Source organism: Cerasibacillus sp. JNUCC 74, assembly GCF_053667775.1.
The window spans coordinates 1,405,744-1,417,682 of the sequence record NZ_CM132207.1; the positions used below are offsets into that span (position 1 = coordinate 1,405,744).

An 11,939-nucleotide genomic window follows, 5' to 3' on the forward strand; every position below is an offset into this window, starting at 1 on the left:
TTTTTAAATAACCATTTTCATCTAATTTTCCAATATCGCCTGTTTTGAACCAGCCTTCTTCAAAAGCTTTTTCTGTTTCTTGGGCATTGTTATAATATCCTTCAGTAATATTAGGGCCTTTTACTAAGATTTCTCCATCTTGGGCAATTTTTAAATCGACATTAGGTAAAAATTTACCAACTGTCCCTGCTTTTGCTCGAATGATTAGATTTGAAGAAATAATAGGTGATGTTTCCGTTAACCCATAGCCTTCGAGTAATGGAATATCTAAAGCCCAGAAAAACTTTGCTATCTCTTCATTCAACGTTCCTCCACCAGATACAAGACCTCGTAATCTCCCACCTAATTGATTCTTCACTTTTTGATAAACAAGTTTATTTGCTATTTTCCATTTACGAGCTAGGTTTTTGGGTAAATAATCTTGCGAGATATAGTGATTGATTGTTGCGTTTAGATAGTATTTATATTTTTCTTCCCCGACAGATATGGCCCAATTAAAGATTTTTCGTTTTACAGCTGACCCATTTTCCATTTCACTTTGTACTTTTGTATACACTTTTTCAAATAATCTTGGAACGCTTGTCATTATAGTTGGTTTGAATGTTTTCAAATCTTCTGGGATGGTTGTAATATTTTCTGCATAAATAATCGTTGTTCCAATAGATAATGGTAAATAATGACCTGCTAGCCTTTCAAAAATATGTGAAAGCGGCAAATAGGAAAGCGAAACGTCTTCAGGCAACAGTTCGACTAACCAAAATTGAACTCCTTCTATATTGGCTAAAATATTACCATGTGTTAACATGACTCCTTTTGGTTTGCCTGTCGTTCCAGAAGTGTTCATAATGGTAAGCAGCTGATCTCGATTAATATATTGATAGAATTGTTCCCAATTCGTTCGACTTTAGGTACCTCCAAGATTTTCTACTTTTTTGAATGTCATTAAATTATTGACATCCATTTGTTCTGGATACATCATAATAATATGATCTAACTGTACTCCGGTTGCGATCAACTTGTCATATTGTTCCTTGTTTTCAACGATTGCAGCTGTAATATCGTAGTTTTTTAAAATATAAGCAACTTGTTGGGAAGGAATGGAAGGGTATATTGGTACGCTGACAGCCGAAATGTTTGCTAATGCAAAGTCAGAAATTGCCCATAGGGTTACTGTTTGAAATAATAGCTACTTTTGCTTCAGGCTTTATACCAATATATGTTAAACCAGTAGCAAAGTTTTTAATTCTATTCCATAAATTTTGATACGCTATTTTTTTAATGGAACCCTTTTCCTTCCATTGATAAGCTATATTATTAGGAAATTGTTCTACGGTACGCTTCAGCATTTGCAAAACGTTAGCTACTTTCATCTCCCATCACCTCTTTTTCAATGATTAAGCAAAAACTCGGTTAATAACTTGAAATGCGGATAATAATAATATATATTTTTATTGGGTAAATCTAATAAAATATTTATAATAATCAATAAATAAAAACCGAGCTAGCGCTAAGACTCTAGCGCCAGCAATTACTAGTTAGGTCTTAGGTAAAACAGAAAGTAAAGCCTGAAACCAATAGATGAGTGTTTCTATTTTTCTCAACCTTTAAATAATAAGTTTGTTTGAAGCCTATGGAACCTTCATGCGAGATAAAATGCCTTCTAATTTTAACGCCATCCCCATATTGCCTTCGATCTTTAACTTACCGCTTAAAAAAGCTGTTATTCCATTTAATTCTCCTTTCGCTAGTTTGATAAAGTTATCTGCTTTTATATGTAGCGTGCAGTCTGCTTTTTCTTCTATACCCTCTGCAATGTAGCTATTCTCATCTCGTAACACGAATTGATAAGTATCTGGATCATTATCTTTTAAATGAAATTGATATACAGCTTTGATTCCTTTAACAAGTGCTGAATTCTCTTTGATAGCTGCGTTCAATGTTTTTATAATCTGTTAAACTTCTGACATAGGTCTTTCCTCCTTAATTTGTGATATATACTTTATCGTATAAGAAGTTCAGTTTGCTTACTATCCCGTTAATTGTCGGGTAAATGGTCTTATAAATTTACATCCCCTAAAATGATATGTCATGTATTAATTTCCAGAAAAAACACTAACAACATGATAGTTGGATAGCGTTAGATAAATGATTGCAAAACGAAATAGAACAATAATATTCCCTAGACCATCTGGAACACGAATTAAGAAAGGTTACAATTCTATGCTATGTTATATTCAATAAACTATGTTTAGTTATTGAATATTATTTCTCCATCTTAACCTATGCGTTTTTGTCACGGGACATGGAGTTGACAATCTAGTTATCTTTCATACTTGAAAATTAGTATATTTCAAAAATAGAAGTTTTATAAATTTAACTTATAAAGGAAGTGAACCATTATGAAAGAAATAATGAATGACTCTGAATTAGAACTTGCCAAGCGATGTTCTGGAAAGCTTTTGTTGCGAAACGAAATACCTCTAAATGATCATCAGTTTCACTCCTTGTTAGCTGAAAATGTATTTATCCCCATTCCATCGATTATTTCTACGACTTTTTCAAGAAAGTGTCAGCGCTGTGGAAATCAAGAAAAATCTCAATTTGCACCATTAGGTATACAACATAAACAGGTCATTTGGTATTGTCGAAACTGTATAGAAATGGGAAGAGTCGTGAAAACAGAACCTCTATATCGTTGGAATGGAAAACCATTGCAATGGAAACGCCATCCCGATGTATGTACATGGAAAGGAAAGCTTACGATAGCACAAACTAATGCAGCTGAGACAATTTGCGGAGCGGTAAAACAGCAGCGAGCCTCTTTGTTAGTGTGGGCAGTGTGTGGATCAGGAAAAACAGAAATGTTATTTCCTGGAATCGAGGAGGCGTTACGACAAGGTATGCGAATTTGTATCGCAACACCAAGGAACGATGTGGTCCGTGAGTTGCTGCCGCGAATTCAAGGTGCATTCGCTTCTATACCTGTACAAGCATTATATGGACAAAGTAAGGAAAAGCGAGGAACAGCCCAAATCATTATTGCAACTACGCATCAATTGCTGCGGTTTGAACACGCATTCGATTTTATGGTAATTGATGAGCTGGATGCTTTTCCTTATCACAATGATCCATCGTTATCATTTGCGACTGCCAGAGCATTAAAACCAACTGGAACGACCATTTATCTAACTGCTACACCACGACAACAACAGCGTAGGCAAATGCAGTTAAAGCAGCTTGACCATGTGTTCGTTCCAACCCGCTATCATGGATTTCCGCTTCCAGTACCTGTCAGGCGTATATGCTTTTTCTTACAAAGGGATTTGAAACGAGGAAATGTACCGCGAGCGTTTAAAAAATGGTTGCGTCACCGTAAAAACAAACAACGGCAATTATTAATTTTTTTGCCCACCATTACTTTAACAAAATTAATGGTCCAAGATTTAACAGAGCTGCTCCGAAGCGAAAATGTGATACAAGTATCATCAGAAATAACCTCTGTTTATGCGGCCGATCCAGATCGAGAACAAAAAGTTTCCCAATTTAGAAATAAAACGCTTAAGGCTATCGTGACAACAACAATCTTAGAACGTGGTGTAACTTTCCCCTCAGTGGATGTAGCAGTTATTCATGCCGGTCATTCTGTCTTTGATGAAGCAGCGTTAGTACAAATTTCCGGAAGGGCAGGCCGAAGTGCGGATGATCCTACTGGTGAAGTTGTTTTCTTTCATGATGGTAAAACAAATTCGATGGTACGAGCAATCCGAGCCATTCAAGCAATGAATCGATTAGGAGGATTTACTTAACATGAAATGCCTCTATTGCCAGCAACTAATTGTCCTGGAACTGACTTGGAAAACACTCATTTTACCCGAACGAAAACCATTATGCAGTACTTGTGAAGAATCATTGATTATTATTAAGGGTTCTCGCTGTCTTATATGCAGTCGACCGAGTGAGAGAAACAAGTGCAAATATTGCTTATGGTGGGAGCATTTGCCTGAACGAGATACGATTCAATTTAATTATTCTGTTTATCATTACAATAACTTTATGAAGGAAATCATTAGCAGGTGGAAATACAGAGGAGATGGTGCACTTGGTTATATTTTTCAACACGTTTTTGCTGCTAACTTTGGCAAAGTTCGTTCTTCCTTACCAAAAAATATCGTTGCAGTTCCAATTCCATTAAGCGAGCCAAGACAATTAGAACGAGGTTTTAATCAAGCGGCAATGCTTGCGAAATTTCTTCCCGTTCGATCTATGGAAATATTAGAGCGTTCAACTAGCGAAAAGCAGTCTAAGAAAACAAGGAACGAAAGAATTCAATCAGTAAATCCATTTATTGTGGAAAAAGCTATTAACAAACCAGTCATTTTGGTCGATGATATATATACAACCGGTACTACATTAAGGCATGCTGGTAAAGTTCTATTGGAGCAAGGCTGTCCTTTTGTTTGCGCTTTAACACTAATTCGAGGATAACGAATGTTCATGTTATACTTAAACTTGGAATAAATGATGTTTCAACTTGATGAAAAATGATTCGATAATAGAAATATTTTGATCATCTATTTTTTGGAAGCGGGGGAATAATCATGGCAGAACTGGCAAACTGTGCACAATGTGGTAACTTATTTTTAAAAGGAACCCGAACCATTTGCAGAGCGTGCTATGAAAAAGAAGAAGAAGCATTTCAAAAGGTATATCAGTTTATGCGCCAAAGGAAAAACCGAGAAGCAACTATGACGGAAATTGTTAAGCATACAGGAGTAGAAGAGGAACTAATCATTAAATTTATTAAAGAAAAACGATTATTGCCTACAGAATTTCCGAATATCGGCTATCCTTGTAGTCATTGCGGTAAAAAAATTACTTCAGGAAATTTGTGCCAAGCTTGTCTTGAAAAGCTGCGGAAAGATTTAGAACAACATGAAGAACTGGAAGATAGGATGAATGAAAAGGAAGAGCGAGAAAAAAAACGAACCTATTATATGTTTGATGATAAAGAGCTTTAAAATTATTTTTTTATAGCCGATATAAAAAACAGAGTCAAAGTAATCGGAAAGAGCTGTAAAAGAGGTGAGACGGAAGTGAAAATTAATGGTCCAAATCAATTTAATTTTAATCCGTATAAAAAACCATATCATAAGCAAATGGATGTTAAGCAAGAAATGAAGAATGATCAGATTGAAATATCAAATCGAGCAAAGCAGTTGCAACAAGAAGAAAAACCAAGCCCTCAACGAGCTGAAAAAGTGGAGCGATTAAAAGAGGCTGTTGCCTCAGGTGAATATGAAATAAACTATGAAAAAACAGCACAAAAAATGTTGGATTTCTGGAGAGGAAAATAGGTGTAATCTTTTACTTTGGAAGGAGGTTTTTGCTTGACAGTACCGGCAATTATACATGCGTTAGAAAAACTTCTTGAACTCCATAACGGGCTACTTGAACTTTCTAGAAAAAAGACAGAGGCTGTTAAAACTGGTTCGATGGATACATTAATGACGTTAATAGCTCAAGAAAGAAAGCAAATTCGTAAAGTTGAAAAAGCGGAAACAGAGCGAATGAAGCTGGTGACAGAGTGGTTTGCAGCAAATGATTTAGCAGAAGAAGAACATACGATCACAATGTTGCTGAACAGTCTGGAGACTGGACAACTGAAAACAAAATTGCTCGATATAACAACAAGGCTCACAGAAGTAGTTACTTTACTTAAACAACAAGAGGGATTAAATTATGCGCTGATTCAGCAATCGATGCAATTTGTTCAGTATTCTCTAGATCTTATAAACCCAACGATTCAATCGATTAACTATGGGAGTGCAAGTGATAAGCAAAATGAATCGGCTACACAGTCTTTATTCGATTCCAAAGCATGATAAGGAGGTAGGGCATGAGTACTTTTCACGGATTAGAGATGGCAAAACAAGCGCTTTTTGCCCAACAAGCAGCGCTATATACTACTGGGCATAATATATCTAATGCTAATACGAAAGGTTATACGAGACAACGGGTGAATTTTGAAACAATGCCACCATACCCAGCAGCTTCCCGAAATCGTCCGGAAATTCCAGGTCAAATGGGAACTGGTGTGCAAGTTGGGTCTGTTCAACGTATGCGAACGAAGTTTTTAGATTATCAATTTCGCTCTGAAAATAGCAGACAAAGTTATTGGTCCACAAAAGCAGATGCCTTAAGCAGAATGGAGACACTTTTAAATGAACCATCTAAAAGTGGACTTAGCAAAACAATTGATGAGTTCTGGAATGCATTACAGGATTTAGCCGTTAATCCCGATAATTCAGGTGCCAGATCGGTTGTAGCTCACCGAGGTTTAGCGGTTACAGAAGCTTTCAATCATTTATCCAAATCATTATCGTCGAATCGTGCTGACTTACGAAGCCAAATTGATACGACAGTTGGCGATACAAATTCTTTATTAAGACAAATAGCCAGCTTAAATGAACAGATTAGCGAACTGGAACCGCACGGTTATTTACCAAATGACTTATATGATCGAAGAGACAATTTAATTGATGAACTATCCAGTAAACTCAATATTAAAGTAACCTATTCTAAAAGTAGTGAAACTTCGCCTAATATTGCTGATGGAATTGCTACGATTGAACTTGTCAATGATGATGGGGAATCCTTTCAGCCTAGTATTATCTTAGTAGATGATGAACAAGTCAATGAATTGGCCGTTACTTATGGTAATGATGATTATTCGGCTGTTAATTCTGTTACAGTAAATGGTACAGAAGCGGATATCTTGTCTTCTAATGGAACATTAAAAGGGTTAATTGAATCGTATGGTCATGATTTTGATGGCGATGGTAATGTTATTGGTACATATACGGATATGCTCCGTGACTTAGATAAAATGGCAAATACAATAGTTGAAGAATTTAATAAAGTTCACCGAAGTGGAAAAGCACTTGATGGAACAGATGGAATCGACTTTTTTGTGTTTAAAAATGGAATGACTGGTGCTGCAGGCATTACTGTTAATCAAGAAATTATGGATAATCGTGATAAAATCGCAGCCAGTACGAATGAGACAGACGGAGAAGGAGCAAATGCAAAAGCACTTGCTGAAGTTTTTAACAATAGAAATTTAGACGGTAATCCATTAGGCAACAATACATCGATAAAAAGTTTTTTTCAATCCATAATTGGTGAGATGGGAGTAAAGGCACAAGAAGCAAATAATAGGATGGAAAACACGGCAGTACTTCGTTCGCAAATAGAGGAAAAACGCATGTCTGTTAGCAGTGTATCGTTAGATGAAGAAATGACAAACATGATTAAATTTCAACATGCATATAATGCAGCTGCAAGAAGTATGACGACTATTGATGAGATGCTTGATCGAATTATTAATAACATGGGACTTGTTGGAAGGTAGGAGATTAGGATATGAGAATTACGCAAAACATGCTCTCAAATAATATGTTGCGCAATTTATCCAATAGTTATATGAAGCTCGATAAATATATGGAGCAATTATACACTGGTAAGAAAATAAACCGTCCATCTGATAACCCGGTTGTTGCGATGAAGGGAATCAATTATCGCAGTCAAGTAAATGAAGCAGAGCAATATTTACGTAACACAAGTGAAGGACATAATTGGATGGATAATTCAGATGCTGCTTTAGATAAAGCAACAAAGGCGATGCAAAAATTACGTGAATTGGCAGTAAAAGCGAGTAATGCTACCAATGATAGAGAAGAATATGCAAGTATTAAAAGTGAAGCAGAACAGTTAAAAGAACATTTAAAAAGTATAGCTGATACACAAGTCAATGGAAGATACCTCTTTAACGGAACAGATACAACCAATTCTCCGTTTGATAAAAATGGTAACTTTTCGCCAAATACAAACCCGGTGCATATCCCGGTGGCAGCTGGTATTGATTTGCAAGTTAATGTTAATGGAGAATCTGTATTTGGCAATGGCTTTTTTGATACGATTGACTCTTTTATTCAAAAACTGGAAAACTCAGATGTAGACGGAATTGGAGAGAGTATTGGTGAAAGTATCGGTGAAATCGAGACAGCGATCAATCAAATTATTGATTCCAGAGCAGACTTGGGAGCAAGAATGAATCGGTTGGAGCTCATCGAAAATCGACTCAGTGAACAAAAAAATATTGCTACTAAAACAATGTCTGATAATGAAGATGTTAACTATGCAGAAGCGATTACCAATTTAATTACTCAGGAAAGTTTGCATCGAGCAGCAATGGCCACAGGCTCACGAATTATTCAGCCCACGCTCATTGATTTTCTGAGATAAGCCGAAGACCCTGTCCCGTTTGGGTGACAGGGTTTTGTCCATAAGAAAGGGAGCTGTTTAACGATGAAAATGCCACAACTCCGAATGCAATCACAAATGGCGCAAATTGAGATTCAGCAAACTCCTAGCAAGCAGGTGATCCGTCAGCCAAAAGCAGATATATCGATTCAGCAACCAAAACCGGAAATAAGGATGCGAACCACACCGTCAAGACTAACAATTGACCAAACAAAAGCCTTTGAAGATATGAATTTAATGAATATTTTAAAACGTAATGAAAAATTTGCTCAGGAGGGAAAACAGGCTGTCTTAGACGGAATAGCCCGACGAGCACAACAAGGGACAGAATTAATGAAAATTGAACATAAAGGAAAACCGGCGATTACACAAGCAGTACAAAATGCTTTTCCGCCGATGAAAAGATTAGGTATTACCTTTATTCCATCTCCTTTTTCGGTAAAAACGAGCTACCAGCCTTCACAACTGCAAATTGATGTACAAACTCATCGACCAATTACTAACGCAAGACCGAAGCAAGTAGAGCATGATTATGAAAAAGGTGAGGTAAACATTCGGATGAAGCAATATCAACATCTTACCATTGAAGTTGCTTATCCAGATGAGGAAGCACAGAACGTTTAATTTAAGTTTGCTGTAAGGTTTTACGAAGGCCTTAAGGGCTGTAAGGAAGGAGATTCTATATGCTACTCGCAACAAAATATTTTGGTGAAATAGATGTAACACCTACAAATATGATTCATTTTCCAACCGGTATCTTGGGATTCCCGCAAGAGACGGAATTTGTTCTACTCGATTTTCCCGACAATCCATTGTTTCAAATTTTGCAATCCATTAAAAGGAAAGAGATTGCGTTTATTGTTGTTAACCCATACCAATTGTATGAGGATTATACATTTAAACTGGATGATGGAATTGTAAAAGCATTACAGCTATCGGATGAAACAGAAATTGTTGTGCTTTCTATTGTCACATTGAAGCAGCCGTTTGACACTAGCACGATGAATCTGCAAGCGCCCATTATTATCAATGCTAATAAACAACAAGGAAAGCAATTTGTTATTAATTCAGATAAATATTCAACAAGAGTTTCAATAACTGCGTTGAACTCTCCAAGTGGGAAAGGGGAATAAGGAATGCTTGTATTAACGAGAAAACGAAATGAATCCATTCAGCTTGGAGAGGATATTGAAGTTAAAGTGCTTGCTATTGAAGGCGATCAAGTGAAAATTGGCATTAGCGCTCCTGCTTCAATGGATATTTATCGAAAAGAGCTCTATTTAGAGATAAAACATGAAAATAATCAGGCAGCCAAGATTCCAAATGGATTCATTGATATGTTAAAACAAAAATAACTTCTGTTTTTATCGGAAAGAGATCTCTATCGAGCAATCGATTTAAGAAAAATTTTATTCTGAATCTAAGTGTTACAAGACTGCCGTTTTAAGAGTTATAGATAAGAAGTCTTAGCGGGACTAAATATCCTATTCGTTCAGGGAGACAGGGCAAGAAAAAACATTGCAAGCGACATATCGTATTTCTCAAGAATGCCCCAGAAATGTTAGCCTTTGTTCCACTATAGGAAAGTATAAAACTTTAGGCTTTTTCTAACAGCAAGGAGAAAGTTGCTCTTAGAATGAAGTTTACTTTTAGGAATTGCATCGTTTAATAAAATCACTAGTTTACTTCAACCTTTTTATTTATATACCGATATAAAAATAAAAAGGTTGTGAAGTAAGATGGATATGCGGTTAGAGCAAATAGGAACGGGGGTACCTGTTAAGCTTCGAAATCAACATAATAGCGGAACAGTCGATGCGAAACTTAATCATGAACAGACGAATGAAGATAAAAAATTTAGCTTAGGGATGACAAAAAATAATATTAAAACGGCGGTCACCAAGCTAAATGAATTTATCGAACCGCTCAGAACAGATTTGCAATTTACCTATCATGAAAAACTGGGCGAATATTATGTAAAGGTGATTAATCCGTTAACAAAGGAAGTAATTAAAGAAATTCCTCCGAAAAAAATGCTGGATATGTATGCAGATATGGCAGAATTTATGGGGATTTTAATTGACGAAAAAATTTAGAAGGCTAATTTTGATAAAGGGGAGAGCATAATGGTAATGCGAGTCGGCGTTGGTTTAGCTAGTGGTATGGAACTTGAAAAGATAGTAGAGAAATTAATATCGGCAGAACGAATTCCATTAGATAAAATGGAACAGGATCGAACAAAACTTGAATGGAAACGCGATGCCTTTCGAAAAATTAACACTAAGCTTAGCGAATTGGATAATCTAATTCGGAATGAGATGAAATATAGCACAACCTATAATTCAAAGATCGTCAGCTCATCTCTTGAGGATGCAGTTACAGCAACAGCAACTACAGCAACATCCAATGGAACATATCAGGTAAGAGTGGATCAATTAGCAAGCTCGGCAATTAATGTAAGTAAAAACCCGATTGAGATTGATCCGACTCAACCGTTAACAGCTGGTGAAGTAATCGCTTTTAGTACAGTAAATAAAGAAGGAAAAGAAGAGAAATATACGTATACCATCCAAGCGGGCGATACACTGAACACAGTTATGGAAAAAATTTCCAAAGATGATAATAATGTGCGTATGTTTTATGATGAGGCGAGTAAAAAAGTAATTATGGAAACAACACGAACCGGTAACTTTAATGAAAATGGAAGCGAAATTATATTTGCAGACACTTCGTTTTTAGCTACAACTCTGAAGATGGATATGGCTAATGAAAAAGGTGGGAATAATGCCAAGTTTGAATATAATAATAGTGGAATTATCATGGAATCAAAAACAAATTCCTATACGATAAATGGTATTGACTTACAATTTAAAAATACTACCAATGGTAAAAACGCCAGTTTAACGATTGACAATGATGTAGAAGCTGCTTATGAAAAGATTAAGAATTTCGTGGATAAATATAATGAGGTTGTGGAGGCATTTAATTCTCCACAGTTTGAGAGAATTTATCGAGATTATCAACCATTGACCGATAAACAAAAGGAAGAAATGTCGGATAAACAAATTGAACTATGGGAAGAACGTGCTAAAAGTGGTTTATTACGTGGTGAACCTGTTATCACTAATGGACTTTATAGTTTACGGCAAAGCTGGTATCAAAAAGTGGAAACTGGTGGAGAATATACGTCACTGACACAGTTAGGTATTAGTACATCACCTAATTATTTAGATGGCGGAAAGTTAATTATAGAAGATCCGGATAAACTAAAGGATGCACTTCGCGATAATCCGGAAGAAGTACGAAAGTTGTTTTACAACAGGGAAGAGGGTGAATCTCGGGGACTTATCAACAGGCTCGAGGATTCGGTTAATAGGACGATGCAGCAAATTGGGGATAAAGCTGGAAAAACCACAACTCTTTCATTAGATAGTTATACTTTAGGGAAGCAAATGAAGGAGTTAGATGAGCGTATCGAAGCGTATGAGAATCGGATTGAGCGAGTGGAGAAACGGTATTGGGCTCAATTTACAGCAATGGAGAAGGCAATTTCACAAATGAATCAGCAATCGATGATGTTATTATCTCAATTTGGCGGTGGCATGTAAAAATGGACA

14 protein-coding genes and 1 pseudogene are annotated in these 11,939 nt (G+C 36.2%); 12 read left to right on the forward strand and 3 right to left on the reverse strand.

The window, feature by feature from the left end:
* Positions 1 to 151: 151 nt before the first annotated feature.
* From JNUCC74_RS06095 to JNUCC74_RS06105, 3 genes and pseudogenes are all read right to left on the reverse strand, one after another.
* A pseudogene (locus JNUCC74_RS06095) lies at positions 152 to 1,156 on the reverse strand (AMP-binding protein); the annotation flags it as partial.
* Positions 1,149 to 1,370, reverse strand: coding sequence for a hypothetical protein (locus JNUCC74_RS06100; protein ID WP_454067316.1), 222 nt, complete (start codon positions 1,368 to 1,370; stop codon positions 1,149 to 1,151). The gene JNUCC74_RS06100 and the pseudogene JNUCC74_RS06095, both read right to left, overlap by 8 nt.
* A 258-nt stretch (positions 1,371 to 1,628) precedes the next feature.
* The gene (locus JNUCC74_RS06105; RefSeq protein ID WP_454067317.1) at positions 1,629 to 1,937 is read right to left on the reverse strand and encodes an SCP2 sterol-binding domain-containing protein; all 309 of its coding nucleotides are present in this window, start codon (positions 1,935 to 1,937) and stop codon (positions 1,629 to 1,631) included.
* A gap of 462 nt (positions 1,938 to 2,399) precedes the next feature.
* On the opposite strand from JNUCC74_RS06105, the gene JNUCC74_RS06110 reads away from it, so the two are divergent.
* The 12 genes from JNUCC74_RS06110 to JNUCC74_RS06165 all read left to right on the forward strand — a co-directional run bounded on the left by JNUCC74_RS06110 (position 2,400) and on the right by JNUCC74_RS06165 (position 11,930).
* A complete protein-coding gene (locus JNUCC74_RS06110) occupies positions 2,400 to 3,806 on the forward strand; it encodes a DEAD/DEAH box helicase (protein WP_454067318.1) in 1,407 nt (468 codons plus the stop codon).
* A gap of 1 nt (position 3,807) precedes the next feature.
* Positions 3,808 to 4,485 carry a ComF family protein gene (locus JNUCC74_RS06115; protein WP_454067319.1) on the forward strand — a complete coding sequence of 226 codons (678 nt, stop codon included), beginning with the start codon at positions 3,808 to 3,810 and terminating at the stop codon, positions 4,483 to 4,485.
* Between the two features lie 113 nt (positions 4,486 to 4,598).
* Positions 4,599 to 5,018, forward strand: coding sequence for a TIGR03826 family flagellar region protein (locus JNUCC74_RS06120; RefSeq protein ID WP_454067320.1), 420 nt, complete (start codon positions 4,599 to 4,601; stop codon positions 5,016 to 5,018).
* A gap of 75 nt (positions 5,019 to 5,093) precedes the next feature.
* Positions 5,094 to 5,354: a flagellar biosynthesis anti-sigma factor FlgM gene (gene flgM, locus JNUCC74_RS06125; protein ID WP_454067321.1), complete on the forward strand. Its 261-nt coding sequence runs from the start codon at positions 5,094 to 5,096 to the stop codon at positions 5,352 to 5,354.
* 33 nt (positions 5,355 to 5,387) lie between these two features.
* Positions 5,388 to 5,882 (forward strand): flagellar protein FlgN, encoded by a 495-nt coding sequence (locus tag JNUCC74_RS06130; RefSeq protein ID WP_454067322.1) that lies wholly within the window; start codon positions 5,388 to 5,390, stop codon positions 5,880 to 5,882.
* A 14-nt stretch (positions 5,883 to 5,896) separates the two neighbouring features.
* Positions 5,897 to 7,411, forward strand: coding sequence for a flagellar hook-associated protein FlgK (gene flgK / locus JNUCC74_RS06135; RefSeq protein ID WP_454067323.1), 1,515 nt, complete (start codon positions 5,897 to 5,899; stop codon positions 7,409 to 7,411).
* An 11-nt stretch (positions 7,412 to 7,422) separates the two neighbouring features.
* Complete coding sequence (gene flgL / locus JNUCC74_RS06140) at positions 7,423 to 8,304, forward strand: flagellar hook-associated protein FlgL (RefSeq protein WP_077320003.1); 882 nt, start codon at positions 7,423 to 7,425, stop codon at positions 8,302 to 8,304.
* 63 nt (positions 8,305 to 8,367) lie between these two features.
* Complete coding sequence (locus JNUCC74_RS06145) at positions 8,368 to 8,946, forward strand: DUF6470 family protein (RefSeq protein ID WP_454067324.1); 579 nt, start codon at positions 8,368 to 8,370, stop codon at positions 8,944 to 8,946.
* Positions 8,947 to 9,005: 59 nt separating this feature from the next.
* The gene (gene fliW / locus JNUCC74_RS06150; protein WP_454067325.1) at positions 9,006 to 9,455 is read left to right on the forward strand and encodes a flagellar assembly protein FliW; all 450 of its coding nucleotides are present in this window, start codon (positions 9,006 to 9,008) and stop codon (positions 9,453 to 9,455) included.
* A 3-nt stretch (positions 9,456 to 9,458) separates the two neighbouring features.
* The gene (gene csrA, locus JNUCC74_RS06155) at positions 9,459 to 9,677 is read left to right on the forward strand and encodes a carbon storage regulator CsrA (protein ID WP_077320006.1); all 219 of its coding nucleotides are present in this window, start codon (positions 9,459 to 9,461) and stop codon (positions 9,675 to 9,677) included.
* A 384-nt stretch (positions 9,678 to 10,061) separates the two neighbouring features.
* On the forward strand, positions 10,062 to 10,418 hold the full coding sequence (gene flaG, locus JNUCC74_RS06160) for a flagellar protein FlaG (protein ID WP_245799788.1): 357 nt from the start codon (positions 10,062 to 10,064) through the stop codon (positions 10,416 to 10,418).
* A 30-nt stretch (positions 10,419 to 10,448) separates the two neighbouring features.
* Complete coding sequence (locus JNUCC74_RS06165) at positions 10,449 to 11,930, forward strand: flagellar hook-associated protein 2 (protein WP_454067326.1); 1,482 nt, start codon at positions 10,449 to 10,451, stop codon at positions 11,928 to 11,930.
* Positions 11,931 to 11,939: the final 9 nt, after the last annotated feature.

Excerpts from the sequence above, each read along its gene's own strand:
- JNUCC74_RS06100 (WP_454067316.1), bottom strand. The coding sequence starts at position 1,370 with ATGAAAGTAGCTAACGTTTTGCAAATGCTGAAGCGTACCGTAGAACAA.
- JNUCC74_RS06110 (WP_454067318.1), top strand. The coding sequence starts at position 2,400 with ATGAAAGAAATAATGAATGACTCTGAATTAGAACTTGCCAAGCGATGT.
- JNUCC74_RS06115 (WP_454067319.1), top strand. The coding sequence starts at position 3,808 with ATGAAATGCCTCTATTGCCAGCAACTAATTGTCCTGGAACTGACTTGG.
- JNUCC74_RS06120 (WP_454067320.1), top strand. The coding sequence starts at position 4,599 with ATGGCAGAACTGGCAAACTGTGCACAATGTGGTAACTTATTTTTAAAA.
- flgK (WP_454067323.1), top strand. The coding sequence starts at position 5,897 with ATGAGTACTTTTCACGGATTAGAGATGGCAAAACAAGCGCTTTTTGCC.
- flgL (WP_077320003.1), top strand. The coding sequence starts at position 7,423 with ATGAGAATTACGCAAAACATGCTCTCAAATAATATGTTGCGCAATTTA.
- JNUCC74_RS06145 (WP_454067324.1), top strand. The coding sequence starts at position 8,368 with ATGAAAATGCCACAACTCCGAATGCAATCACAAATGGCGCAAATTGAG.
- fliW (WP_454067325.1), top strand. The coding sequence starts at position 9,006 with ATGCTACTCGCAACAAAATATTTTGGTGAAATAGATGTAACACCTACA.
- csrA (WP_077320006.1), top strand. The coding sequence starts at position 9,459 with ATGCTTGTATTAACGAGAAAACGAAATGAATCCATTCAGCTTGGAGAG.
- flaG (WP_245799788.1), top strand. The coding sequence starts at position 10,062 with ATGGATATGCGGTTAGAGCAAATAGGAACGGGGGTACCTGTTAAGCTT.
- JNUCC74_RS06165 (WP_454067326.1), top strand. The coding sequence starts at position 10,449 with ATGGTAATGCGAGTCGGCGTTGGTTTAGCTAGTGGTATGGAACTTGAA.